Below are 24,281 nucleotides of genomic sequence, written 5' to 3'. Positions count from 1 at the left end.
GGAACCGGACTAGACCTCTTCGGGGTGGCTGTTGAAGCGGGCGATGGCCTTTTGTGTGGTGCGCCCGGCAATGACCTGGATGATGGCCGCCACAGCAGAGGACACCAGTGCAAACGTCAGGGCCGAGCGGAGGCTGTTCTCCAGGTCACCGCCGTCCTTGGGCGGCTTGTTCCCGGTGCTTTTCTCCCAAACGGTATCTACGATCTTGCTGGCCGCAAATCCTGCGCCCAGGCTGATGCCGGTGCTCAGCAGTTTGAATACGATATTCATATATGTCTCCTTGAACCGTGGGTGGGACTAATCCGCCCCGCACTGCGTTGTTGAAGCTAGTTTAGTGTGCGCCCGCGGCTCGCCGTCATAACGGCGTCGTAAAGGGGCGCCCGCGCCGCCATGCGCGTAAGCTGATATGAGCAATTCAACACGACAGGGGAGCGTCTACCCGCTAATGGGTACTGGCGCTGAGAGTGCGGTTCGCCGCAGACCCTCGAACCTGCTCCGGTTAGTACCGGCGAAGGGAGTCGAGTTCTCTTCGGTTGCGCGGAAATACCGTAGCAGCTGCCCCTCCTGAAAAGGAGGAATCTTTATGAGCAAGTCAGCAGCGGGCAATCCCGCAAACCCCAAGGCAGCTGCCAAGAGTACGTGGCGCGTGGTGGACATTGTGGTGGCATCGGTTTTGGCCGTGGCCGTGGGTGTCATCTTTTGGCTGTGGTCCGCCGGCTACGGCCTGATCAGCGCCTTGACCGTCGCGTTTCCGCCCCTTGTGGCACTCTACGGCGGCGGCTGGCTCATAGCCGGCGTGCTGGGTGCCTTAGTGATCCGCAAACCGGGTGCCGCACTGTACTGCGAGCTGGTGGCGGCCACCGTGGAGGGCCTGCTGGGCACCCACTTTGGCTTCACCGTCCTGCTGTCGGGACTGGTTCAGGGCCTGGGCGCGGAAGCCATCTTTGCCCTGTTCCGGTACCGCAAATTCACGCTGCCGGTGGCCCTGCTTGCGGGCGCGCTATCAGGGGTGGCGCTCGGGCTCAACGACAGCCTGATCTCCAACGTGGCCTGGGCGTTCGAGTGGAAGGCCTTGTATGTGGTGCTGGCCGCCGTCTCAGGTGCCGTCATCGCCGGCCTTTTGTCCTGGCTGGCCGTGCGCGGACTGGCACGCACCGGTGCGCTGGCCAATCTACCCTCGCGCGGGGCCGCCGCCGAATCGGTGGTGTAGGCCGTGACTGCGCAAGGATCCGGTGCGCAAGGGCGCGGCGTTGCCCCGGCGCGGATCAGCGCCAAGGGGTGGGGGTGGCAGCATTCGGGGCGCGCCGCCAAGGCAATCCATGACCTTGACCTGGAGATAGCACCCGGGGAACGAGTGCTGTTGCTGGGTCCCTCCGGAGCCGGAAAGTCCACGCTTCTGCACGCCCTTGCCGGCGTCTTGGGCGTCGATGAGGACGCCGACGAGTTTGGCACCCTGCTCATTGATGGGGCGCCGGTGGCGCAGGCCCGCGGTCGGACCGGGCTCATGCAACAGGATCCGGATGCGCAGGTGGTGCTGTCCCGCGTAGGCGACGACGTGGCCTTCGGTGCGGAGAACCTGTCCGTGCCTCGGGAGGAAATCTGGCGCCGGGTCCCTGCCGCGCTGGAGGCAGTGGGCTTGGCGCTGCCGCTGGATCACCCCACATCGGCGCTTTCGGGCGGACAAAAGCAACGCTTGGGCCTGGCGGGTATGCTGGCCATGCGCCCGGGCCTGCTGCTGTTGGATGAGCCCACCGCCAACCTGGACCCCGCAGGAGTGGTGGATGTGCGCGACGCCGTCTGCCGCAGCCTTGCCGAAACCGGTGCCACCCTGGTGGTGGTGGAGCACAGGGTACCGGTGTGGCTGGATGTGGTGGACAGGATCGTGGTGCTGGCTCCCAGTGCCGCGGGGGAGCCCGGAGGCGTGCTGTTCGACGGTCCGCCGGCCACCGTGCTGGCCCAGGGCGCCCGCCTGCTTGCCGACGCAGGCGTGTGGGTTCCGGGGCATGTGCCGGCCGTTCGCCAGCGCACCGGGTCCGGGTCTGGAGGGCACCACCACGACGCCGGCTCGCAGCTGTTGCTGGAAGCTGCGGATCTCGGCGTCTCCCGAAGCAAAAACCGGCGCCGGCACCCGGCCGTGCCAGCCGCCGTCGTTCCCTCCGTGCGCCTCTACGCGGGGCGGGCGCTGAGCGTGACGGGCCCCAACGGGGTGGGAAAATCCACGCTGGCACTGACCCTGGCCGGGTTGCTGCCCCCTGCAAGCGGCAGTTTGGTGGCGACGGAAGCCCTGGCGCGTGGGGCGGGAAGCTCGCCGTTGACGTGGCGTGGACGGGAACTCATCAGCCGGATCGGGACCGTTTTTCAGGAACCGGAGCACCAGTTTGTGACCGGAAGTGTCCGTGAAGAGCTGCTCTTTGCTCCCCGGTTGTTGGGCCGGGGAGGTGAAAAGGTTCAGGAGTTACTGTCCCGGCTGCGGCTGGAACACCTGGCCGACGCCAACCCGTTTACGCTCTCCGGCGGGGAGAAGCGCCGCTTGTCCGTGGCCACGGTGCTTGCGGCGAGCCCGCAAATCCTGATACTGGACGAGCCGACCTTTGGCCAGGACGCCAACACGTGGGCGGAACTGGCGTCATTGCTGACCGAGCTGCTAGATGCCGGGACCGCCGTGCTGTCGGTGACGCACGACGCCCTCTTCACGCAGCTTCTGGGCGGAGACCGGCTGGTACTTGGCGATCCCGCACCAGAAGCTGCGTCTGCACCCACATCTGCACCACAGTCTGCACCAGCGCCTACACCAGCGAAGGCGGTGCGGCGATGAGCGTGGATGTGCTGGCCGCGCCGCGGTCCATGGCCTGGCTGGCCGGTGCCAATCCGCTGGCTAAACTTGGCGCCGGCATGGTGATCACGGTCGCCTTGCTGTTGAGTGTCGACTGGGTCTCCGCCACGGTGGCACTGGCCTTGGAAGTGCTGCTGCTGCCGCTGGCGGGGTTGAGCGCGGCCATGTTGCTGCGCCGGGGCTGGCCCATCTTGCTGGCGGCCGGTGTGGGCGGGTATGGGACGGCGCTGCTGGCCCCGAAGACGGGTGAGCTCCTGCTGGCCCTGGGGCCTGTGAGCTTCACCAGCGGCTCGGTGGAGGCAGGGGCCGCCATCGCCGTGCGTGGATTGGCCATAGCGCTGCCGGGCATCATTGTTCTGGCCAGCACGGACCCCACGGACCTGGCCGATGCCTTGGCGCAAAAGCTGCGGCTTCCGCACAGGTTTGTCCTGGGCGCGCTGGCTGCGATGCGCCTAGTGGGCCTGCTTGTGGCAGAGTGGCAAACCCTGGGTATGGCACGGCGCGCCCGCGGCGTGGGTGGCGAACCCGGCTTCTTCAGCGGCGTCAAGGCCGGGGCAGGGCAGGCCATGGCGCTGCTGGTTCAGGCCATCCGCCGGGCCTCCCGGCTGGCGGTCACCATGGAGGCGAAGGGCTTCGGTGCCGGCCGGCGAACTTGGGCCAGGGAATCTCGCTACTCGGGCCGGGATCTGGGGGTGCTGGCCGGGGGAGTGGCGATCGTCGCAGTGGCGGTGGGGGCCGCCGTCGTGCTGGGGAGCTGGAATCCGGTGTTTGGCTAAGAAAAAAGGGAATGTCCCGGCAGTGGCGGTGGGCGGGGTAGCGTTGAGGTACTAGAGGGTGACTGCGCAGATGTATTTATCGCACCCAGCGGTTAATTTAGTTGCCAAACTGTCCATCCGGCTAGATTAGTCACTAAAGTCCATCAAAATATGCTTCTCATGATATAAAAGTTGTTATGACTCAAGTGGCTGCTGAAACTGTTGGTGTATTAGTGCGTGATGCTCGGAACGATCGCGGGTGGACGCAACTGGAACTCGCAGCCCAGTTGGGCACCAGCCAAAGTGCCGTGGCCCGCATGGAACAAGGCAAGCAAAACCTGAGCCTGAAGATGATCCAGCGTATGGAATCCCTGCTGGGCACCAACATTGTCAACGTGGGCAACTCACCCAAGAACACCGTCACCCACCTGCGGGTCCACGGCGGCCGCGAACTCTCCGGAAGCGTGGAGGTCAACTCCAGCAAAAATGCCGGCGTGGCCCTGCTCTGTGCGAGCCTGATCAACCGTGGCACCACCACGCTGCGCCGGCTGGCCCGCATTGAAGAGGTGAACCGGATTGTTGAGCTGCTGACCAGCATCGGCGTGGAATGCAAGTGGCTCAATACCAGCGACCTCCAGATCCGCCGGCCCGCAGTACTGGACCTGTTCGGGATGGATGTTGAGGCGGCCAAGCGCACCCGCAGCGTCATCATGCTCCTGGGCCCGTTGCTTGACGAGCAGGAGGTCTACCGGATCCCCTACGCCGGTGGTTGCGACCTGGGCACCCGCACCGTGGAGCCGCACATGCAGGCCCTGCGCGAGTTCGGCCTTGACGTGAGCGCTCACAACGGTTTCTACCAGGTGCAGGCGCCGCTCAGTGACACCGCCGACAGGACCTTTGTGCTCACCGAGCGGGGGGACACCGTCACGGAAAACGCCATCATGGCCGCCGCGCACCGCGAGGGCACCACCATTATCCGCAACGCCAGCCCCAACTACATGGTCCAGGACCTGTGCTTCTACCTGCAGGGACTGGGGGTGCAGGTGGAGGGCGTTGGCTCTACCACGCTCACCATTCGCGGCAAAGCCCGCATTGATGTGGACATCGAGTACTTCCCGTCGGAGGACCCCATCGAGGCCATGTCCCTGATCACCGCCGGCATCGTCACCAAGTCGGAGGTGACCGTCACCCGCGTGCCCATCGAGTTCATGGAGATCGAGCTTAAGATCCTAGAACAGATGGGCTTCCGTTATGTGAAGTCCACCGAGTATGTGGCCCGCAACGGCCAGACCCGCCTGGTGGACATCACCACCTTGCCGTCGGAGTTGAAGGCGGCCCCGGATAAGATCCACCCCATGCCGTTCCCGGGTCTGAACATTGACAACCTGCCGTTCTTCGCCGTCATCGCGTCCTGCGCCGAAGGCACCACGCTCATCCATGACTGGGTGTACGAGGGCCGAGCCATCTACCTGACGGAACTGAACCGGCTCGGTGCCGGCGTGCGCCTGCTGGATCCGCACCGCATAGACATCAAGGGCCCTACGGCGTGGCGTGCGGCTGAGATCGGCTGCCCACCGGCCCTGCGCCCGGCCGCCTGCATCCTCCTGGCCATGCTCGCTGCCAAGGGCACCAGCGAGCTGCGCAACATCTACGTCATTGAGCGCGGCTACGAGGACCTGGCCGAGCGCCTGAACACCATCGGCGCCGAGATAGAGTACTTCCAAGACTGACCGCTTAAAGTACGACGGCGGCAGGTGATCCTTGATTCAAAGGGTCACCGGCCGCCGTCGTACTTTTTCGTGCGCCCGTCCCAGCTCCCTGCGCCCGCCGCGTATGTTCACGCCTTCTGCGCACGTACGGACGTACGCAGAAGGCGGGGACGTACGCGGCGACAGGCGCCGGAGATCTGATTCGCCTGTGGATAACCGTTCGAGGTTATCCACAATTTCCCATGGGACCCTTACATCCTGTCGGAGACGCTGGAACGGTTGATTCCATGAAACCACCACGCCTGATTCTTCCCGAAGACATGGAATTGCTGGGCCGTGATGCCCGGGACCTGGCCAAACTGAAAAATAAGGGCAAGCTGGTCAAAGTCCGTCGGGCAGTCTACGCTGACGCCGTCGAGTGGAAGGCCATGGATCAGCCATCCCAATACGGCCTGCGGGCCGCGGCATATCACATACGGTCGAAGCTGCCTCCAGTTTTTTGCCATGCCACGGCAGCACTCGTTTGGGGGTTGTGGCTTGTCGGGAGACCCGAGGAGAGTCTTCACTGCATAACTGAGTCGGCGACAGGCGGCCGCAGCCATGACGATGTCACCTGTCATATTGGGTCCGTGACCGAGGGCGTGGTCCAATGCGGGGAACTGCTGCTAACGGACAAGCTGACCACAACCATGCAGTTGATCGCCAGCCTGACGTTTGAACGTGCGGTGGCCGCCTGCGATTCCAGCCTTCACGAGCCGCTGCGTCGCAAAGTGGAGAACACCTTCACGCCGCCGGGTGTTTCCAGTGGCATCTTTGAACCCTCCTGGAAGAACGACCATCCCCAGGGCCCGCCGCTGCTGAAAGCGGAGCTCACGGCTGCCGCAGAGCAGCTTACGTCGAAGGCCGCCCGCAACAGGGCCGTGGCCGTCATAGAATTCGCCTCCGGGCTGTCCGGATCCGCGGGTGAATCCCTGAGCCGGGTCAGGATGGCCCGGCTGGGCTTCGTTGCCCCTGAACTGCAACACAAGTTTGTGCTCCGTGACGGCAGCCCAGCTTTCACGGACTTCTGGTTTGAGGAGCAGCGCCGTGTGGGTGAGTTTGACGGCCGCGCCAAGTATCTCCGCGCCGACTGGGGTAATGGGCTGTCCCTCGAGAATCGCATCCTGAAGGAAAAGGACCGCGAGGACCAGATCCGGGCACAGAATGTAGGGGTCTTTCGGTGGACTTGGGACGAGATGATGAACCTTCGCGGCTTTGAACGGCTGCTCCGCCAAGCCGGAATCCCGCAAAAATAGCATCCGCCGGCGGGCATCGCGCATGTCTCCGCCTTCTGCGCATGTCCGGACATGCGCAGAAGGCGGAGACATGCGCACCGACCGCGAAGGTTGTGGTGGGGGCGTAGGCAGAAGGCGGGGGTGCAAACGCCGTCCCTTTCGTTGGGGCAGCAGCGGGAACCCCTAAATGGCCGACAGCGCCGCCGCCAGGTCCTTCTTCAAATCTTCCACGTCCTCCAAACCGACAGAGAGCCGCAGGAAGCCGTCGCTGAGGCCAATGGCCGCACGCCCCTCGGGCCCCATGGCCCGGTGCGTGGTGGTGGCCGGGTGGGTGATCAGGGATTTGGCGTCGCCTAGGTTGTTGGAGATGTCAATGATCTGGAGGGCATTGAGCAGGGCAAACGCGGCGTCCTTGGTGGTGCCGGCGGCGGGCTCGGCCAACTCAAAGGTCAGCACGGTGCCGCCGGCCATCATCTGCTTCTTGGCCAGCTCATACTGCGGGTGCGACGGCAGGTGCGGGTACAGCACGCGGCCCACCTGGGGCTGCTGCTCCAGGAACGCGCCCAGGGCCAGGGCGTTGTGGCACGAATGCGTGACGCGCAGGTTCATGGTTTCCAGGCCCTTGGTCAGCACCCAAGCGTTGAACGCCGACAGTGCCGGGCCGGTGTGCCGCATCAGGTTCTTGACGGGTCCGTCGATGAACGCCTTGGTGCCCAAGATGGCCCCACCCAGCACACGCCCCTGGCCGTCGATGTGCTTGGTGCCGGAGTAGACGATGATGTCGGCACCAAAGTCGCCGCAGCGCTGCAACAGGGGTGTGGCGAAGACGTTGTCGGCCACCACCTGGGCGCCGGCGGCATGCGCTAGATCGCAAACTGCCGCCACGTCCACAATCTCCTGCATGGGGTTCGACGGCGACTCAAAGAACACCGCTGTGGTGGGCACGGACAGGGCCTCACGCCACTGTTCAAGGTCATGCCCGTCAACAAACACCGTTGTCACACCCCAGCGCGGCAGCAGTTCGTTCAGGATCACAAAGCAGGAGCCAAAGAGCGATCGCGAGGCCACCACACGGTCCCCGGCAGCCAGCAGGGCACCCAACGCGGTGAACACCGCCGACATTCCGGACGCCGTCGCAAAGCAGGCCTCCTTGCCCTCAAGCAAGCGCAGCCGTTCCTGGAATGTGGCCACCGACGGGTTGCCGTAACGTGAGTACACAAAGCGGTCCACCTCGCCGGTGAACGCGGCTTCTGCGGCCTCTGCGGATTCGTACACGAATCCGGAATTGAGGAAGATGGCCTCGGAGGTCTCCTGAAAGTTGCTGCGGTCCAACCCTCCCCGGACGGCCTGGGTGTCTTGCGCCCACGTCGGAGCGTGCTCATTAAAGTTGCTCAAGTGCGTGTGTTTCCTTTTAGCTTTCGCAGATAAGAAGTTTACTTCCAGGGCAGCTGGCGGTTCTTCCAGCCGTTGAGCGTCCGCTCGCCGAAGCGGTCGGTCCCACCCTCAAAACCTTCCAAAACGTTGAACGCCGTGTAGCCGGCGGCCGTGGCTGCCTGCGCCGCTGCAATGGATCTTGCACCCGAGCGGCACAAAACCACCAGGGGTGTCTCTGCCGGGACGGCGGCCGCCAGTTCTGTGACAAAGGCGGCGTTGTTGGTGCCGTCGGCAAGGTTCCAGGGGATGAAGACCGGCTCGGCGCCCAAGGAGGAAAGGTCCGGCACGCCAATATGGGCCCATTCGCCCGCGGTGCGCACGTCCAGCAGCACAGCGCCCTGGGTTAGCGTCTCCCACGCCTGCGCAGGCGCCAAGTCGCCGGCGTAGCTCATGCGATTCCCTCGCCGTCGAACTCTTCCTCATCCTCCAGGTCCAGGACTGCATCAGCAATGGCCGAGTCCGCGTGCGCCACCAGATGCGGGCGGATCACTGCCTGGGCGGCAACCACTGAGGTGCCGTTAAACGTCAGTGCCGGCCCGCCGTGCAAAATATAGCCGTCGGCCAGGGCAGCCGAGATCCGCTCACAAAAGGAGCGGTCATCGGGGCCGGTGATCAGGCGGTAGGTAAGGGGGGTATCTTCGGCGGACACGTGGACTCCTTGAATGCAGTGGGCGTCGCCAGCAAACGGGACATCTCCGTACGGGGCTTGCACATCTAAAGTTGGCAGCACGGCAGGTGGTTCACGCTTGCAAGCCACAGCCTCGGGTAGCTGGGTTTGCCGAGTATTCACCTGAGGCACCCCACCGCAAGAGAGGGTTGCCGGCCAGCAAGTCAGGGCTTAAAACTGGCGCTCATTACTCCCTTTGAAACTAACACACCCACCCGGGTCCGGTGCCAATCATGACGGGAAATATTGCTGAAAATGACGGCGCCGCTCGTGTCTGAAAAGGCGCAGAGGTGGCAGGATGAACCCATGACTACGCGACGCATCCTCGCCGCCGTGCGCTTCGCACTTGGCGCAGTGACCCTGACAGCCGTCGGAACACAATTGGGTATCCACATCACCAACGGTTACGACGTGTTGAATTTCTTCAGCTACTTCACCAACCTCTCCAACATTTTGGCTGCGGGCGTTCTGCTGGTTGAGTCGGTGCTGACCTGGAGGGGGCGCGAATTGGGCCCGCTGTGGCAGTTGCTGCGCTGTGTTTCGGTGGTCGCCATGGCGTTGGTGGGCATTGTCTTCAGCGCCCTGCTGCGCGATGTGGACCTTGGATCCTTGTTGCCGTGGATCAACACGTGGCTGCACTATGTGATGCCCATTGCGGTGGTGGCAGATTGGCTGATCCAGCCGCCGCGCAGGAGGATCCCGCTGCGCAAACTCTGGATTCTGGGGCTGATCCCGCTGGCGTACCTGGCCTATTCACTGATCCGTGGTGCCGCGATCAACTGGTACGCGTATCCGTTCCTCAACCCGGCAAACGGCGGCTACGGCCAGGTGGCTGTGACCTGTGTGCTGATTGCGGTTGCCTTCCTCGCCGTCAGCGTCGTGCTGATTCTGCTGGCCAACAAGCTCCGTCCTTTGGTGCGGCCGGCACCCGTGGCAGCCATCGTCTAAGCTGCGTGCCGAGGCGTGGGAGTGCCCCAAAAAAAGTCATCGAGATGAGGGAAATCATGACCACGGAGTTAGTGCGCGAATCTAAAACCAAACGGTGGTGCGCTGGAGCGTTTTCCGTGGTGCGCAAGTCTCCGGCAACGGTTTTCTTGATGCTCGTGGTGCTCATTGCAACAGCCGCCATCGGAGGGTTGGCCAATGGCGTCTCCGACGACGTGCTCGCAGTGGTGGGGATCGACCTTGGCGACGTGAGCGCAGCCTGGTGGACGGTGCTGGTCAGCGCATTCTTTGCCACCTCGTGGCTTGATGCTCTGCTTGCGTTGGTGGTCATTGCTGTGGGTGTGGGGATCGCCGAACGTATCGTCGGATCCACACGCGCCGTCACCATGTTCCTGGTGGGCCAGATCGTCAGCTCTTTGGCTCTGGTTGCCTTGACCGCAGCGGGCACGGCAGGAAATGACAGCTGGCTCAGCTACCTTGGCGGCGAATATGTGGTTGGCGCCTATGGTGGCGCCGCCGCCGCACTTGGGGCGGCGACGGCCTCACTTGAGAGTTTGTGGCGGCACCGCCTGCGCACCTGGCTTCTCGCGTTTTCCTTGATGTTTGTCTTCTATGTGGGGGTGGCCCAAACACTGCAGTTACTACTCGGTGGCGTGTTTGGTCTGCTGGTCGGACGTCTGGTCGGCACCGGACGGCGCCATGCCACCGGCAAACTCTTTGCTCGACCGTCGCTTCGCGAGGCCAGGTTCCTGCTAGCAACAGTGGTCGGGGTGTTCGCCGTCGGCCCCCTGATCGCCCAGTTCACGGACGCCTTCGCCGTCGGACCGTTGAGCACCGTCTCGTCCTTGATGCTTGCGGGTCGCCCGGATGCGGATGAACTTCATGAAATGTGCGATGCCGATGCCGCGTGCATAAACCTCCAATCGGTGGTCGGGGTCAGCAGTGTCGGTGCCGTGCTGTTGTCGTTGGTTCCGGTGATTTTGTTGCTGGTGTGTTCGGAAGGGTTGCGAAGGGGGCGGCGTTTGGCGCTTTGGACCGCCCTGGTGATCAATGCACTGATTGCCATTGTCGTGTTGGGGGCCGTTGTGGTGTTCTTGGCCTCGCCGGACCTGGTCGGGGGGAACCTGGAACTGGGGTTCCTGGCGGTTTACATCCTGCCATCGGTGCTGGTGCCCGCGGCCATCGCGCTCCTGCTGTTTATGCACCGGGGCAAGTTTCCGGTGATCTCCAGGGCCCGCGCGGCCAAAAAACTGTTCCGACGGACCGCGATGGTCGGCGCCACTTTGATCTTTATCTACACGCTCATGTGGTTTGTTGAGGGGAACCTTGGCCGTTCCAACCTCGGCAACCTGCTGGCGCAACTGACCCACGTGCTCATTCCGTTCCCCATGCCTTTTGTGGTTGTACTGCCGCAGGGGCTGGTGACGACCATTATTTACGGATTTGGTGGCGCTGTGCTCTGGTTGGCGTTTGCTGTGTTGGCGTATAAGGACCTGCGCTTGTACACGGCCGATTCCGCCAACGCCAAGGAAGCACGAACCAAAGTCCGGGAATTGCTCCAGGACGGCGGCGGGTCATTATCCTGGATGTCCCTATGGGCGAACAACGTCTACTGGTTCAGTGAGGACGGCCGAAACGCCATCGGATACCAGGTGCACAACGGGGTCGCCGTGACTATCGCTGGCCCGTTTGGGGCTGTTGACAGCCAAGCGCAGGCAACCCGGAACTTCGTGTCTCACTGTGTTGAGCAGGGACTGATCCCCTGCTTCTATTCGGTGCGTTCGGAGGTGGGCGAGGCCTTGGACGGCCTCCATTTTCGGGCCCTGGAAGTAGCAGAAGAGACCCTCTTGAACATTGAGGCGATGACGTTCAAGGGTAAGGAATGGCAAAACGTGCGTACGGCACTGAACCGGGCCGGCAAACTTGGCATCCAAGACCATTGGTACAGCTATTCGGCCATGCCGCCGGGCATCCGCGCCCAGCTTGCGGAAATATCCGAGGAATGGGTGTCGGAGAAATCGTTGCCGGAAATGGGCTTTACCCTGGGCGGGCTGGATGAACTCAAGGACGCCCAGGTACTGTGCTGCGTAGCCGTCGACGGTGACGGCTTGGTGCATGGGGTCACGAGCTGGCTGCCGGTGTATGCCGAGCGGGACATCTCCGGCTGGACTTTGGACTTCATGAGGCGCCGGCAGGAAGGCTTCAAGGGGGTCATGGAGTTCCTGATCGCCTCAGCGGTCACACACTTTAAGGAGGAAGTTCGAACGATCTCGCTCTCTGGTTCCCCCTTGGCCAACTCCGGAGGCAGCGAAACCGATGAAAGCGGTTCGGTGATCGAGAAAGTGCTAACCATGTTGGGCAATGCGTTGGAGCCAATGTATGGCTTCAAATCCTTGGCTGCCTTCAAATCCAGATTCCAGCCCGAACATCAAACCCTGTACCTGCTCTACAACGATTCACTGGCACTGCCAGCCATTGGCCTGGCCATCACCGCCGCGTACCTGCCGGCACTCTCAGCCCGTGACAGTGCCGGATTCCTGCGGCAAATCACGGCCAAGGGAGAAAATAAGCCCGCACATGATTAGACATATTCTAGCCGCCGATCTCACCTCGAACACGGTCATCTATTCTGCCGCCGCCGTGGGGATCTTCTTCTTTGCACTGCTGTTTATGCGGCCCGGCAAACGGTGGATGTTGCGGGCGCTTGCCGGCGTCGGTGTCGGCGGGCTGCTCGGAGTTCTCATTCTGTGGGTCACCATCGATGTGTGGGACGTTTTGAAAGTGGGCGTGAAATATCCCATCAGGTTCTGGTTTGTTGCGGCATTTGTGGGGTTGGGGCTGGCCAGCGTGAGTTTTCGACGCAGCCCCCGCTGGCGCAAGTTGGTGGCGGCGATTTCCATTCCCGTCTTTGTCCTGACGGCCACCGTGGGCATCAACGGCGAATTCGGGCTCAACCGGACCCTGGCCTCGGTATTTGGTATTTCCAGCAACAGCACCATTGACCTGCCCAAGCACGACGACGGTGGCCTCGCAGGTGGCGACGTTCCGTTGTGGAAAAGCTGGAAGCCCCCGGCAGACATGCCAGCCACCGGGTCGCAGGGAGATAAAATTATCCCCAACACCACATCCGGGTTCGTTGCCCGCCCTGCGGGCATTTACCTGCCGCCAGCGGCAGGGGTGGCGAACGCGCCACGGCTGCCCCTGGTGATCATGATGATGGGGCAACCGGGAAACCCGGACACACAATTCATTGCGGCAACATTGGACAAATTCGCCGCTGCCCACAACGGGCTGGCCCCTATCGTGGTCGTGGCCGATCAGATCGGTCCCGAGCAAAACGACACCCTGTGCCTGGACACAAAACAGTACGGCAACGTGGAAAGCTACATCATCAAGGATGTCCTGGATTTCGCGAAGTCGAATTTACACATCCTCGAAGATCCTAGGTATTGGACTATTGGCGGATATTCCAATGGCGGCCAGTGCGCGATCTCCCTTGCGGCGAAATTCCCGAACATCTTCAAAAACGTGCTGGATATTTCGGGGGAACAATACCCGGGGGCGGAATATCCGGACGCAACCCTTGCCGAGTTCTTCGGCGGGGACCAGGCCGCCTATGACGCACAAAAACCCATCAACATTATGGACAAGAGGAAGTATCCGGACACCACCGCCATTTTCACGGCCGGTTCCGACGACACCGTCTACGTGGCGGCGGCAAAGGAGGTGGCGGCGGCAGCCGGTGCCGCTGGAATGTCAAGCACTTACTATGAGGTGCCCAACGGCGGGCATGTGATTGCCGCATTGAACGGGGGTTTGGAGAAAGGCTTCGAAGTCCTCTATCCACGCCTTGGGTTGAGCCCCTGAACCGGCCGCCCAACGCAGTGACGCGTCAGGGCCAAGCCGCCGGTGGCGTTAGTGCGTTGTCGACAGTAGTGCGCTGAGCTCTGCGCTCAGCCGGGCACGTACCTCGGCGGTTCCGATCTCCAACCCGTCGATCGTGTTGACCGGCGCCAGCAGGCGGAGGCTGGAAATCAGCCAGACGGCGTCGGCGTCCAGTAGATCCGCCGGCTCCACCGGGCCGTAGCCCAGTTCCCAGCCGGCCTCTTGCGCTGCGGCAAATAACGCACCTTGGGTGGTGCCGGGCAAGATGCCGCTGTCAAGGTTGGGTGTGATGAGGCGCTTGACGGGGACCCCGCCGTCGTCCGTGATATGTGCCAACAGGACGGACGACGTCGGTCCCTCCAACACTTTCCCGTCACTACTGGTGAAGATCACGTCATCGGCGCCCTGTTGGTGGGCGTGGCGTAGGGCCGCCATGTTCACGGCGTAGGAGAGGGTCTTGGCGCCCAGCAGCAGCCATGGCGCACGCTCGGAGATGGTGCTGTCATAGCCGCGGTCCAGGAAGATCACGTCCAGGCCCTTGGCCCGCTGCTCGGCAAGGGCCGGGGAGAGTGCCGACGCCTGCACCCAGGCGGTGGGCGTGGGGGCACCGTCCGGGCCGCGGGTGACAATCAGCTTCAGCACCACGTTCGTGGTGGTGTGCCCGTCCAGCACGGCGGGCTCTGCGGAGGTGAAGGCCGTGACCGCCGTCGTCATGGCCGCCAGCCACGCTTCCTTGCCTGGGATGGCCAGGTCCATGGCGTGCGCAGAGCCTGCCAGCCTTGCAAAGTGGGCGTCAACCTTTCGAGGCTGACCGTTGACAGCCAGTAGCGATTCAAAGATGCCGTCGCCGCGGGTCACGCCCTGGTCGGTGGCCAGAAGGGCGGGCGTGCCAGCGTCTACGATGCGTCCGGCGGGGAAAGCGGGGTCCAAAAAAACCAATACAGTCATGCGTGAAAGCCTAGTACCTCAGGTGCCTGCGCTCAGGCCCGCAAGGATGCCGCGGCCAAAAGTGACGGCGCGGACAATGCCGGCGAGGCCCAGGATGACAAGGGAGACACCGGTGATGAGCAGCAGCCATGCGGCCGTCCAGGTGGGGACTACCAGCACCACGATGCCTGCCACGATGCTCAGACCGCCAAAGAGGACGGCCCAGGTCCGTGATGTGCTTGTACCGGACTCAACGACTGCCAAGATGCCTTCAATGATCCAGCCGATGCCAATGATGATGACCGTGAAGATCAGCAAGAACTCCCCGGTTGCCGCGGAGTTCTTGATGGCGACGATTCCCGCCACGGCTAGGATCAACCCAAAGAGAATGTCCAGAATCCGCATTCCGGCGGAAAGCCCGTGCGTGAAAATACCCAGGGCCAGTTTCACGGCACCGGTGATGAGGAAGTTCAGGCCCAAGAAAACGGCGACCACCGCAAGTGTCTTGGTGGGCCAGAAGAGCAGGAGAACACCTAGAATCAAGGCAACGGCACCGCTGATGCCAAAGGCAAACCGTAAACCTTTGATGGCTGACTTGGCCAGTTTGGCCGGGTCGAGAGCGAACTCGTCGAAGATAATACCGGTGGGCTGTTGTGAACTCATGGCTTGCCTCCCCAAAAAAGGTGCGTCAATGTGGTTGCACTAAACACTAGCCTGAGTAGCAGCAAATGCCCTGAGAATTGCGGTCATGGGGTTTTCACCTCTAACGATAGGCTGAAGCCAGCAGCTGGCAGCCAGCCGCCAACGAGTCAAGGAGTCACTGTTGATCTGGACAGCGTTTAGTTTGCCCACCTCCAGTGTCTGGTTCTCCGTGGTGATCGCCATGATCGATCTGGTGATCCGGATAGTAGTTCTCGGTGTGATCCCCGGCAACAGACGGCCCACCACGGCCATGGCCTGGCTTTTGTGCATCTTCTTCCTGCCCTATGTTGGCTTAATCCTTTTTCTCATGTTCGGCAATTTCCGGCTTTCACGGCACCGGCGTCAGACGCAGGAGGCCGTCAATCTTCGTATTGTGGAGGGCACCAAGGAAATGGCCGCCGAAGTCACTGCCTACGACGGGCCGGCCTGGGTCGATTCAGCCATTGTGCTGAACCAGAACCTCGGCTTCTTCCCGGCACTAGGCGGCAACTCCGTGAAATTGATCAAGGGCTACCAGGAATCCCTCGACGCCATGGCGGCGGAGATTCGCGGAGCCACCAACTATGTCAACGCCGAGTTTTACATAATGAGCTCGGATGAGTCCACGGATAACTTTTTCAACGAACTTATTGCCGCCGCGGCACGCGGTGTACGGGTGCGCGTGCTTTTTGACCACATCGGTTCGCTGCGGGTTCCTGGCTACCGCACCATGATTCGCCGCCTGGACGACAGCCAAATCCAGTGGCGGCGGATGCTGCCGCTACTGCCGGTGCGAGGCCAGTGGCGTCGCCCGGATTTACGCAATCACCGCAAGATCCTGGTGGTCGACGGCAGGGTGGGCTACACAGGTTCCCAGAACATCATCGAGCCCTCCTACCGGAAGAAGGCCAACCACAAGGTAGGGCGCAAATGGGTTGAACTGATGGCCCGACTTGAGGGGCCCATCGTTGGCACTCTGAACGTCATGTTTGCCACCGACTGGTCAAGCGAAACCGAAGAGAACCTGGAAGCGCAGCTGGAAACCCATCACTGGACCACCTTTGCTGGCGGCGTCCTGTGCCAGGTGGTACCCAGCGGGCCCGGATTTGTCACGGAGAACAACCTGCGCCTGTTCAACACGTTGCTGTACTCGGCCGAGGAACAGATCACCATTTCCAGCCCGTATTTTGTGCCCGATGATTCATTGCTTTATGCCATTACGACGGCGGCCCAGCGTGGGGTCCAAGTGGAACTGTTTGTTTCGGAAAAGGGCGACCAGTTCCTGGTCCACCACGCCCAGCGCTCCTACTACGAGGCACTTTTGAGGGCCGGAGTGCGGATCTTTCTCTACCCGAAACCATTGGTGCTGCACGCTAAGCATTTCACCATTGATGAAGACGTCGCGATCATTGGCTCCTCCAACATGGACATGCGCAGTTTCTCCTTGAACCTTGAGGTCTCAGTGATGATGATCGACAAGGATGTGGTGATGGATATGCATCAAGTTGAGGAAGACTACCGGGCCGTTTCGCGTGAACTGCACCTTGAGGAATGGCTGAAACGGCCTGTGCTGGCCCGCTACGTGGACAACGTGGCTAGGCTGACGGCGACGTTGCAGTAGCGCGCCGGCGGCGAACCGGTGATTGAGCCTGACTAAATCAGCCTGGTCTACATCTCTACATCTACATCGCCTGCTCTCCATCGTTTGGGAACGCCGACCCCAGGGTTGAAAGCACGCCGTAGGCCTTGGCCTGGATCTCCTGCCACTCGGCCTCGGCGTCGGAGTCGGCGGTGATGGCGCCGCCAACGCCCAGCGAAAGGCGGGTGCCGTCGTCGTCGGCGTTGTACAGGACCAGGGTGCGGATGGTGACGGACAAATCCAGGGCGGCATTCAATGAGAAGTAGCCGATGGCGCCGGAGTAGATCCCGCGGGGCCCGGCCTCCAGGGCGTCGATGATGGCCATGGTGCTGATTTTGGGGGCACCGGTCATGGATCCGGCCGGGAATGCGGCGGCCACTGCCTGCGCCCGTGAACTGCCCGGCGCCAGCTGGGCCTCAACGGTGCTGACCAGCTGGTGGACGGTGGCGTAACTTTCGACGGCGCACAGCCGCGGGACTGTCAGGGTCCCCGGCAGGGCAAAGTGGGAAAGGTCGTTGCGGAGCAGGTCAACGATCATCACGTTCTCGGCCCGGTCCTTGGGGGAGGATGCCAGGTCCGCTTCGAGCGCTGCATCAACGGCCGGGTCGGCGTCGCGGCGCCGGGTGCCCTTGATGGGTTCGGCACGCATCCGGCCGGCCGAATCGATGCGCAGGAACCGTTCGGGCGAGGTGCTGCACACGCTGAGCGGGCCAAAGCGCAAGAATGCAGCAAAGGGGGCAGGGCTTTTATGGCGCAACGCCCGGTAGCTCTCCCACGCATCCACCGTTGCCGCCGATTTCGCGCTCAATTGGGTGGTCAGGCAGACTTCGTAGGAATTCCCTTCGTGGATCTGGTGCAGGGACGCTGCAATCATGTCCTTGTAGCGGGCCTCGGTGTCGTGCAGGGTGAAGATAGGCGCCGCCGGCAATGAAGGGGCCAACAGGCGCGGCAGCGAGGTGAGGGCGTCAAGCACCTCTTGAATCCAGTACGCTGCTTCTTCATGGGTGTCCTGGTTGGCTGCCTCGGTCAGTGTCAGCAGGAACAGGCACTTTTCCTGGTGGTCAAAAACCACCGCCCGCCCCGCGAACAGCAGCGCTGCCGTGGGGGGGCCGGCGGTGTCCGCGAGCTCGTTGGCGCCGCCGGTTTCAGCCGCGAGCTCGTAGCCGAGGTAACCGAGCCAACCGAGCGTGAACTCGGCCGGGTAGTGTGCGGGGGCACGCACCGCCTTGCGGCCCCACGCGGTTTCCAGCCACCGAAAGAACGGGGTGCGGATCCGCGAGAGGACCGCACCTGCCCGGACCGTGGTCAGCCCACCTTTATGGCTGGCGGTCCGGCCAAAGGAGCCGGCGCCGTCGGCCATGATGGAAAACCGGGAACGGCCCGGCGGGAAGGAGCGCGATGCCCCGTCGAGGGTGTCGGCGATGGAGCTGTCCAGCCACACGGCGTCCGGCGACCGCCCATACAGGGCCGCGAACAGTTCGGGGCCCTGTGGGTAGGCGCCGACGCGTTCGGCGGAGAATTCCAGCCCGCGGCGCCGAGCCCGTTCTGGGGCCAGCAGCGATTCCAGTGCGGGCAGTTCGGTCAGTGCCGAGAGCACCCTTTCCGGTGCGGCAGCCACACTCTCGCAGCCGTCCACCACAATGTCGGCGGCAGCGGCGGCGTCCCAGCCTGCGAAGAGCAGCTCCTCCTGGGCGGCCCAACGGTCCCAAAAGGGCACGTAGGTTTCGCCATCGCGTTCAAGCGCCCGCTGCTTGCGTTGCTGCACGGGCGCCTGAACCCAAATTACGACATCCACAAAGGGCAGGGCGCTGGCATGAGAGGCGCCGACCCCTTCCACCAGCACGACCTCGGCCGTGGGGGTGGTGCAGGCGGCGCCGTCCTTGTTGGACTCCCAGTCCCAGGCGGTCCACGCGGCGGGCAGGTCCCGGTGCAGGGGGTCCAAAACGGTGGAAACGTAGCGTTGCACGCCGGCGTCAAGCCCGTCCCAGCCCGGGTAGATGTCCTCTAGGTGGAACAGTGAAACGGTGCGGTGGCGGCGCAGCAGGGTTGCCAGCTCCAGGGCGAGCGTGGTTTTGCCGGCCCCGGAGCGGCCGTCGATGGCGATGATCACCGGGTGCGTGGTGGGGCCGGGATCAGCCACGGGGGGTGCCGTGGGCTGTGGCATGGGCCAGGACACCGGGAATTGCGGCTGAAATGAGTTCCCAGCTGGCCTGGAAGTCTTGTTCGTCGCCGTACCAAGGATCGTAGATGCCTTGTTCCTGCGGGCTGGCGGTGGACGCGGCAGGGTCAAAGGATCGGAGCATGCGCACCTTGGCGGCGGCCTCCGGGGATGGCGCCAAGGTCCGGAGGAAGTCAAAGTGGTCGGTGTCCAGGGCCAGGATCAGATCGCGCTCGGCAAAGAAGACGGGCTTAAACTGGCGGGCCGAGTGCGCCGTGGTGCGGATGCCATGCCGGTCCAGGACATGTACGGCGCGCGGGTCCATCGGGTTGCCGAGCTCCCACGCCGTAGTCCCGGCCGAATCAACCTCGATGTCCAAACCGGCCGCCTTTGCCGCTGCGGACAGCATGAATTCGGCCATGGGGGAGCGGCAGATGTTGCCGGTGCAGACGGTGATGATCCGGTAAGGATTACTCATTGAAACAGTCTATCGAGGCCGGGCCGAGGGAATGGCTCGCCACTACGGTTCGAAGGGCTTAAGCGGCGGTGGACCCGGCAACGGCAATGCAGAACGCGGCAACGCTTGCAGCTATGAGGAACGCCGCGACGAATATCCGTCCAAGCGGACTGCGAATCTTTCCCCGCAAACGGCCGAGTCGAATCATGTAGGCAAGGGTTCGCAGGGCATTTTCTGTGCTGCTTCCCTGGTGATTAGACCACCGCCAAGAGGACGCCCACGCCGACGAACAAGCTGCCAAAGATCCGATTCAAGGTGAGCTGGCCGCGTTCGCTGGTGGTTAGGTGTTTGAGCTGCTTGGCGCCGGCCGCGAAGATGAACCACATCACGATGATGTCGATGACCACCACGGTGGCCGTGAGGATCACATACTGCGGCAGCAACGGCTCGTTGGGTCGGATGAACTGTGGCATGAAGGCCAGGAAGAACACGATGGCCTTGGGGTTGAGCAGGTTCACCCACAGCCCGCGCCGAAACATCGAGAAACCGGACTCCACCACCGGTGGTGCGTCTCCGTCGTCGGCCTTCTCGGCCTTGGCCAGCAGCTTCCGGATGCCCAAATACACCAGGTAGGCGGCGCCGGCGTAGCGGATCAAGTGGAACAAGAACGGTGAGCTGGAGACCAGGATGCCCACCCCGGCCGCAACGATGATGACATGGATGACCAGCGCCAGCTGCTGGCCCAGGATGCCCCAGAAGGAACGCCTGAAACCGGAAGTGAGTGCGTTGGACATCGTATTGATGGCGCCAGCGCCAGGGGTCAGGCTGATCATGGCGCCCGCGCCGACGAGGGCGAGCCACAGAGAAAATTCCACTCGCCCAGCTTACGGCTCGCGAGGCCCGACACGTGAGCTGTTCCCGTGTCGGACGGGTCCAATCCTGAGGCATCCGGCAGGGCCCGCTCCAGCCGCCGGTCCGGGACGAGCCAGCTGGCCGCCACAGCCGCATACGCGGCCAGCCCCAGCAAGGGTGAGAGGAAGGTCAGGGCGCAGCCCGCCGCGTAGATGAAAGGTGAGATGCGCTCCTTGGAACTGCGGCCCAGAGGATTCCACCGCTCACATCAGTGGCCAGCTTGATCATGTGGCGGTGGTTGTTCCAGTAGAGGCCGACGTAAATGAAGCTCAGCAGATAGCAAAGCAGTCACGGGACGAGACTGTTCAGCCCTGCCTAATCCGCGGTCCCCGGGGTCTTGAACTCGAGCGCCATGACCTCGTCATTGAAGGCCTCGAACCGGTTCTTCTCCATGCGGACTCCTTAGCGTCCGGGCCGATCTAGACCCGCGCGATGATCTCCCCGTTGGGCATCACGAACCAGCCATCCGCCGCGGCGCCCCAGGCCCGCCAGCCCGCCGCGATCCTTTCCAGGGTTGCCGTGTCGGCGAGCCCGTAGGCCACGGCCTGTTCCGCCAATGCAGAATGGGTGACTCGCTCGGCCCAGACCTCCGCGAGCCAAGTCCTTTCCCGCGGTGTCGCGTACAACCAGTTGGCGGACGACGGCGTCACCTCGCCCAGTCCGGCAGCTTGCGCCCAGTGCACCAAGCGCCGCCCGGCGTCGGGTTCGGCCTGGTTGTGGCGGGAAACTTCTTGGTATAGGGCCATCCATTCATCCAGCTCGGGCAGTTGCGGGTACCAGAACATGCCGTGGAAATCGGCATCGCGCACGGCCACGATCCCGCCCGGTTTCGCCACCCGGCGCATCTCGCGCAGGGCCTGCACCGGGTCGGTGAGGTGTTGCAGGACCTGGTGGGCGTGGACCACGTCGAAGGAGTTCTCGGGGAAGTCCAGGCTGTAGACGTCTCCCGTGTCGAAGCTGAGATTGGCCAGGTGTTGGGTGGCGGCCCAAGCCGTGGCGGTCGCGACAACCTCGGGGGACCGGTCCAGGCCCAGCACTTCCCCGGGGGCCACCAGGCGGGCGAAATCGGCTGTGATGGTGCCGGGTCCGGACCCCACATCGAGCACCCGCAGCCCATGTGTGAGGTGCGGAATCAGATAGGCGGCCGAGTTTTCCGCCGTCCGGGACGTGTGCGACTTCAGCACACTTTCGTGGTGGCCGTGCGTGTAGACATCGCCCTGGTCCTGGCTGGATTGCTCGCTCATACAAGGGAGCGTACGCCGGAACTTGTCAACGGGCCAGAACTCGCCACCAGGCGGACAAACCTGCCAAGCCAAGCTGTCACGGAGGAGAGTCGCGACACAAAACAGCCCATCCGGCGTCGTACTTGTATGCCCAAAGCGAAAGTTGAGCCATATACGCTCAACTTCATTTGACATGAAAGCGAGACTGAGTAGAGTTGAGTGCAGAACGCTCAATACCGCTGATTGAGCGACCCCGCCACCTCGGCGGCCTTGTTCGCAGCGGCTGATGAAAGGAACCACTTATGTCACGTGCCGTAGGTATTGACCTCGGAACCACCAACTCTGTTGTATCTGTCCTCGAAGGTGGCGAGCCCACCGTGATCGCCAACGCTGAAGGCGGCCGCACCACGCCGTCCGTCGTTGCGTTTTCCAAGAGTGGCGAAGTTCTGGTCGGCGAAATCGCCAAGCGTCAGGCCGTCAACAACATCGACCGCACCATCGCCTCCGTCAAGCGCCACATGGGCACCGACTGGGCCGTGGACATTGACGGCAAGAAGTACACGGCGCAGGAAATTTCCGCCCGCATCTTGATGAAGCTCAAGAACGACGCCGAAGCCTACCTAGGTGAGAAGGTCACGGACGCGGTTGTCACCGTGCCGGCCTACTTCAACGACGCCGAGCGCCAGGCCACCAAGGAAGCCGGCGAAATCGCTGGTCTTAACGTGCTGCGCATTGTCAACGAGCCCACCGCTGCGGCCCTTGCCTACGGCTTGGAGAAGGGCAAGGAAGACGAGCTCATCCTGGTCTTCGACCTCGGCGGCGGAACGTTTGACGTCTCCTTGCTGGAAGTTGGCAAGGACGAAGACGACTTCTCCACCATCCAGGTCCGCGCCACCTACGGCGACAACCGCCTCGGCGGCGACGACTGGGACCAGCGCATTGTGGACTACTTGCTGAACCAGCTCAAGATCAAGGGCATCGACCTGTCCAAGGACAAGATCGCCCTGCAGCGCCTGAAGGAAGCCGCTGAGCAGGCTAAGAAGGAACTCTCCTCGGCCTCCAGCACCAGCGTTTCCCTCCAGTACCTCTCTGTCACCCCCGACGGCCCGGTTCACCTGGACGAGCAGCTGACCCGCGCGAAGCTCCAGGAACTGACCAAGGACCTGCTCGAGCGCACCAAGAAGCCGTTCAACGACGTCATCAAGGAAGCCGGCATCAAGGTTTCGGACATCGACCACATCGTGCTCGTGGGTGGCTCCACCCGCATGCCCGCCGTCGTCGAACTGGTCAAGGAACTGGCTGGCGGCAAGGAGCCCAACAAGGGCGTCAACCCGGATGAGGTGGTGGCCGTTGGTGCCGCACTGCAGGCCGGTGTCCTGAAGGGTGAGCGCAAGGACGTGCTGCTCATCGACGTCACCCCGCTGTCACTGGGCATCGAAACCAAGGGCGGTGTCATGACCAACTTGATCGAGCGCAACACGGCCATTCCGACCAAGCGTTCCGAGACCTTCACGACCGCGGATGACAACCAGCCCTCCGTGGCCATCCAGGTCTTCCAGGGCGAGCGCCAGTTCACCCGCGACAACAAGCCGCTGGGCACGTTCGAGCTGACCGGTATCGCTCCGGCCCCGCGCGGCGTCCCGCAGGTTGAGGTCACTTTCGACATTGACGCCAACGGCATCGTGCACGTCTCCGCGAAGGACAAGGGCACCGGCGTCGAGCAGTCCATGACCATCACCGGTGGCTCCTCGCTCTCCAAGGAAGACATCGAGCGCATGGTCCAGGACGCCGAGGAGCACGCCGCTGAGGACAAGGCCCGCCGCGAGGCAGCCGATCTGCGTAACTCCGCAGAGCAGCTGCACTACTCGGTGGACAAGGTCCTGGCCGACAACGACGACAAGCTGACCGAGGACGTCAAGAACCCGGTCAAGGAAGACGTCACCGCGCTCAAGACGGCCCTGGCCGGCGACGACGACGCTGCTGTCAAGACCGCGTTTGAGAAGCTGCAGGCGTCACAGTCCACGCTGGGCGAGGCCATCTACGCCGCGTCCGCTGCTGAAGGTGCCCCGGCCGACGGCGGCGCCACCGAAGACGCCGCATCCGAAGGTGCCGCCGACGAGGACATTGTTGACGCCGAGATCATCGACGAAGACGAAAAGAAGTAGCCATGTCTGAATCAGTGAACCCCGAAGAGGGCGAGCCGGTGGTCGAGCCTGACGGGACCCCCGTCGAATCCCCCGAAGGCGACGCACTTTCCCAGGCCGAGGACATTCTCAACGGTGTTGAGGTTCCGGCCGAGGATGCCGTCGCCCAGGGCGTCGGCGCTGAGGATGCAGCGGAGCTGAAGAACGACCTTCTTCGCTTGCAAGCCGAGTACGTAAACTACCGTAAGCGTGTTGAACGCGACCGGGCAGTTGCCGGCCAGATGGCCGTCATCGGCGTGCTGAACTCGCTGCTCCCGGTCCTTGACGACATTGATGCCGGGCGCGCCCATGGCGATATTGTTGACGGACCGTTTGCGGCCATCGCCATCAAGCTGGAAACAGCGCTGGGAACGTACGGCCTGAAGAAGATCGACGCCACCGGTGTTCCCTTCGACCCGACCGTGCACGAGGCGCTCATTCAGCAGCCGTCGGCGGATGTGGATCTCGACACGGTCAGTCAGGTGCTGCGCAACGGTTACAAGTCCGGTGATCGAATCCTGCGCGCTGCACAGGTGATCGTGGCAGTTCCAGAGTAAGCCCCACGCAGTCCCGGGCTGAATCCGCTGGCGCGGATTCAG

At 63.0% G+C, this 24,281-nt stretch carries 22 protein-coding genes and 2 riboswitches; of the genes, 11 read left to right on the top strand and 11 right to left on the bottom strand.

The features are described 5' to 3' along the window. Window positions 1-9 precede the first annotated feature (9 nt). Complete coding sequence (locus tag AOC05_RS14545; RefSeq protein WP_062007851.1) at window positions 10-270, bottom strand: DUF4235 domain-containing protein; 261 nt, start codon at window positions 268-270, stop codon at window positions 10-12. A 145-nt stretch (window positions 271-415) separates the two neighbouring features. Further along, a riboswitch (TPP riboswitch) is annotated at window positions 416-534 on the top strand. A 49-nt stretch (window positions 535-583) separates the two neighbouring features. Here AOC05_RS14545 and AOC05_RS14540 point away from each other — a divergent pair. The 5 genes from AOC05_RS14540 to AOC05_RS14520 all read left to right on the top strand — a co-directional run bounded on the left by AOC05_RS14540 (window position 584) and on the right by AOC05_RS14520 (window position 6,592). Further along, window positions 584-1,210 carry an ECF transporter S component gene (locus AOC05_RS14540; RefSeq protein ID WP_062007850.1) on the top strand — a complete coding sequence of 209 codons (627 nt, stop codon included), beginning with the start codon at window positions 584-586 and terminating at the stop codon, window positions 1,208-1,210. Window positions 1,211-1,213: 3 nt separating this feature from the next. Next, window positions 1,214-2,815: an ABC transporter ATP-binding protein gene (locus AOC05_RS14535; RefSeq protein ID WP_062007849.1), complete on the top strand. Its 1,602-nt coding sequence runs from the start codon at window positions 1,214-1,216 to the stop codon at window positions 2,813-2,815. Further along, window positions 2,812-3,609: an energy-coupling factor transporter transmembrane component T family protein gene (locus AOC05_RS14530; protein ID WP_062007848.1), complete on the top strand. Its 798-nt coding sequence runs from the start codon at window positions 2,812-2,814 to the stop codon at window positions 3,607-3,609. The genes AOC05_RS14535 and AOC05_RS14530 overlap by 4 nt, the downstream gene beginning before the upstream one ends. 176 nt (window positions 3,610-3,785) lie before the next feature. Continuing rightward, window positions 3,786-5,318, top strand: a complete 1,533-nt coding sequence (locus AOC05_RS14525) for a UDP-N-acetylglucosamine 1-carboxyvinyltransferase (protein WP_062007847.1) — start codon at window positions 3,786-3,788, stop codon at window positions 5,316-5,318. Between the two features lie 266 nt (window positions 5,319-5,584). Then, a complete protein-coding gene (locus AOC05_RS14520; protein ID WP_062007846.1) occupies window positions 5,585-6,592 on the top strand; it encodes a hypothetical protein in 1,008 nt (335 codons plus the stop codon). A 162-nt stretch (window positions 6,593-6,754) separates the two neighbouring features. On the opposite strand, the gene AOC05_RS14515 is transcribed toward AOC05_RS14520, so the two are convergent. From AOC05_RS14515 to AOC05_RS14505, 3 genes are read right to left on the bottom strand one after another with little or no spacing between them, the layout of a single operon-like run. Continuing rightward, window positions 6,755-7,966 carry an O-succinylhomoserine sulfhydrylase gene (locus AOC05_RS14515; RefSeq protein WP_062007845.1) on the bottom strand — a complete coding sequence of 404 codons (1,212 nt, stop codon included), beginning with the start codon at window positions 7,964-7,966 and terminating at the stop codon, window positions 6,755-6,757. 38 nt (window positions 7,967-8,004) lie between these two features. Further along, on the bottom strand, window positions 8,005-8,397 hold the full coding sequence (locus AOC05_RS14510) for a rhodanese-like domain-containing protein (RefSeq protein WP_062007844.1): 393 nt from the start codon (window positions 8,395-8,397) through the stop codon (window positions 8,005-8,007). After that, complete coding sequence (locus tag AOC05_RS14505) at window positions 8,394-8,654, bottom strand: DUF1737 domain-containing protein (protein ID WP_062007843.1); 261 nt, start codon at window positions 8,652-8,654, stop codon at window positions 8,394-8,396. Before AOC05_RS14505 ends, AOC05_RS14510 begins: the two co-directional genes overlap by 4 nt. Window positions 8,655-8,742: 88 nt before the next feature. Continuing rightward, a riboswitch (SAM riboswitch) is annotated at window positions 8,743-8,864 on the bottom strand. Between the two features lie 114 nt (window positions 8,865-8,978). Between AOC05_RS14505 and AOC05_RS14500 the strand changes: the two genes are divergently transcribed. From AOC05_RS14500 to AOC05_RS14490, 3 genes are read left to right on the top strand one after another with little or no spacing between them, the layout of a single operon-like run. Then, a complete protein-coding gene (locus AOC05_RS14500; protein ID WP_062007842.1) occupies window positions 8,979-9,620 on the top strand; it encodes a Pr6Pr family membrane protein in 642 nt (213 codons plus the stop codon). Between the two features lie 56 nt (window positions 9,621-9,676). After that, on the top strand, window positions 9,677-12,202 hold the full coding sequence (locus AOC05_RS14495; protein ID WP_062007841.1) for a bifunctional lysylphosphatidylglycerol flippase/synthetase MprF: 2,526 nt from the start codon (window positions 9,677-9,679) through the stop codon (window positions 12,200-12,202). After that, entirely contained in the window at window positions 12,195-13,484 is a 1,290-nt protein-coding gene (locus AOC05_RS14490; protein WP_062007840.1) for an alpha/beta hydrolase, read from the top strand. Before AOC05_RS14495 ends, AOC05_RS14490 begins: the two co-directional genes overlap by 8 nt. 48 nt (window positions 13,485-13,532) lie before the next feature. Here AOC05_RS14490 and AOC05_RS14485 read toward each other — a convergent pair whose 3' ends face one another. Continuing rightward, complete coding sequence (locus AOC05_RS14485; RefSeq protein WP_062007839.1) at window positions 13,533-14,450, bottom strand: aminodeoxychorismate lyase; 918 nt, start codon at window positions 14,448-14,450, stop codon at window positions 13,533-13,535. A gap of 18 nt (window positions 14,451-14,468) precedes the next feature. Further along, window positions 14,469-15,092 carry an HdeD family acid-resistance protein gene (locus AOC05_RS14480; RefSeq protein ID WP_062007838.1) on the bottom strand — a complete coding sequence of 208 codons (624 nt, stop codon included), beginning with the start codon at window positions 15,090-15,092 and terminating at the stop codon, window positions 14,469-14,471. Window positions 15,093-15,312: 220 nt separating this feature from the next. Here AOC05_RS14480 and cls point away from each other — a divergent pair, with 220 nt between their 5' ends. Then, window positions 15,313-16,731: a cardiolipin synthase gene (cls, locus tag AOC05_RS14475; protein ID WP_062009830.1), complete on the top strand. Its 1,419-nt coding sequence runs from the start codon at window positions 15,313-15,315 to the stop codon at window positions 16,729-16,731. Between the two features lie 61 nt (window positions 16,732-16,792). On the opposite strand, the gene pabB is transcribed toward cls, so the two are convergent. The 5 genes from pabB to AOC05_RS14450 form a co-directional block, all read right to left on the bottom strand. After that, window positions 16,793-18,889 (bottom strand): aminodeoxychorismate synthase component I, encoded by a 2,097-nt coding sequence (gene pabB, locus AOC05_RS14470; protein ID WP_231687122.1) that lies wholly within the window; start codon window positions 18,887-18,889, stop codon window positions 16,793-16,795. After that, window positions 18,882-19,385, bottom strand: a complete 504-nt coding sequence (locus AOC05_RS14465; RefSeq protein WP_062007836.1) for a low molecular weight protein-tyrosine-phosphatase — start codon at window positions 19,383-19,385, stop codon at window positions 18,882-18,884. Before AOC05_RS14465 ends, pabB begins: the two co-directional genes overlap by 8 nt. 233 nt (window positions 19,386-19,618) lie before the next feature. Continuing rightward, on the bottom strand, window positions 19,619-20,239 hold the full coding sequence (locus tag AOC05_RS14460; RefSeq protein ID WP_062007835.1) for a LysE family transporter: 621 nt from the start codon (window positions 20,237-20,239) through the stop codon (window positions 19,619-19,621). A gap of 166 nt (window positions 20,240-20,405) precedes the next feature. Further along, window positions 20,406-20,540, bottom strand: coding sequence for a DUF1211 domain-containing protein (locus tag AOC05_RS20220; RefSeq protein WP_231687232.1), 135 nt, complete (start codon window positions 20,538-20,540; stop codon window positions 20,406-20,408). 155 nt (window positions 20,541-20,695) lie between these two features. Continuing rightward, entirely contained in the window at window positions 20,696-21,520 is an 825-nt protein-coding gene (locus AOC05_RS14450; RefSeq protein ID WP_062007833.1) for a methyltransferase domain-containing protein, read from the bottom strand. 281 nt (window positions 21,521-21,801) lie between these two features. Here AOC05_RS14450 and dnaK point away from each other — a divergent pair, with 281 nt between their 5' ends. Both dnaK and AOC05_RS14440 read left to right on the top strand, forming a co-directional pair. Continuing rightward, a complete protein-coding gene (gene dnaK, locus AOC05_RS14445; protein WP_062007832.1) occupies window positions 21,802-23,664 on the top strand; it encodes a molecular chaperone DnaK in 1,863 nt (620 codons plus the stop codon). Window positions 23,665-23,666: 2 nt separating this feature from the next. Next, the gene (locus AOC05_RS14440) at window positions 23,667-24,239 is read left to right on the top strand and encodes a nucleotide exchange factor GrpE (protein WP_062007831.1); all 573 of its coding nucleotides are present in this window, start codon (window positions 23,667-23,669) and stop codon (window positions 24,237-24,239) included. Window positions 24,240-24,281: the final 42 nt, after the last annotated feature.

Origin of the sequence: Arthrobacter alpinus (assembly GCF_001294625.1) — a bacterium.
GTDB lineage: Bacteria > Actinomycetota > Actinomycetes > Actinomycetales > Micrococcaceae > Specibacter > Specibacter alpinus_A.
The sequence above is the reverse complement of the archived record's forward strand: the minus strand, read 5'-3'. Positions and strand labels throughout refer to the sequence as shown.

Excerpts from the sequence above, each read along its gene's own strand:
- AOC05_RS14545 (WP_062007851.1), bottom strand. The coding sequence starts at position 270 with ATGAATATCGTATTCAAACTGCTGAGCACCGGCATCAGCCTGGGCGCA.
- AOC05_RS14540 (WP_062007850.1), top strand. The coding sequence starts at position 584 with ATGAGCAAGTCAGCAGCGGGCAATCCCGCAAACCCCAAGGCAGCTGCC.
- AOC05_RS14530 (WP_062007848.1), top strand. The coding sequence starts at position 2,812 with ATGAGCGTGGATGTGCTGGCCGCGCCGCGGTCCATGGCCTGGCTGGCC.
- AOC05_RS14525 (WP_062007847.1), top strand. The coding sequence starts at position 3,786 with ATGACTCAAGTGGCTGCTGAAACTGTTGGTGTATTAGTGCGTGATGCT.
- AOC05_RS14520 (WP_062007846.1), top strand. The coding sequence starts at position 5,585 with ATGAAACCACCACGCCTGATTCTTCCCGAAGACATGGAATTGCTGGGC.
- AOC05_RS14510 (WP_062007844.1), bottom strand. The coding sequence starts at position 8,397 with ATGAGCTACGCCGGCGACTTGGCGCCTGCGCAGGCGTGGGAGACGCTA.
- AOC05_RS14500 (WP_062007842.1), top strand. The coding sequence starts at position 8,979 with ATGACTACGCGACGCATCCTCGCCGCCGTGCGCTTCGCACTTGGCGCA.
- AOC05_RS14495 (WP_062007841.1), top strand. The coding sequence starts at position 9,677 with ATGACCACGGAGTTAGTGCGCGAATCTAAAACCAAACGGTGGTGCGCT.
- AOC05_RS14490 (WP_062007840.1), top strand. The coding sequence starts at position 12,195 with ATGATTAGACATATTCTAGCCGCCGATCTCACCTCGAACACGGTCATC.
- AOC05_RS14485 (WP_062007839.1), bottom strand. The coding sequence starts at position 14,450 with ATGACTGTATTGGTTTTTTTGGACCCCGCTTTCCCCGCCGGACGCATC.
- AOC05_RS14480 (WP_062007838.1), bottom strand. The coding sequence starts at position 15,092 with ATGAGTTCACAACAGCCCACCGGTATTATCTTCGACGAGTTCGCTCTC.
- cls (WP_062009830.1), top strand. The coding sequence starts at position 15,313 with ATGATCGATCTGGTGATCCGGATAGTAGTTCTCGGTGTGATCCCCGGC.
- AOC05_RS14465 (WP_062007836.1), bottom strand. The coding sequence starts at position 19,385 with ATGAGTAATCCTTACCGGATCATCACCGTCTGCACCGGCAACATCTGC.
- AOC05_RS14450 (WP_062007833.1), bottom strand. The coding sequence starts at position 21,520 with ATGAGCGAGCAATCCAGCCAGGACCAGGGCGATGTCTACACGCACGGC.
- dnaK (WP_062007832.1), top strand. The coding sequence starts at position 21,802 with ATGTCACGTGCCGTAGGTATTGACCTCGGAACCACCAACTCTGTTGTA.
- AOC05_RS14440 (WP_062007831.1), top strand. The coding sequence starts at position 23,667 with ATGTCTGAATCAGTGAACCCCGAAGAGGGCGAGCCGGTGGTCGAGCCT.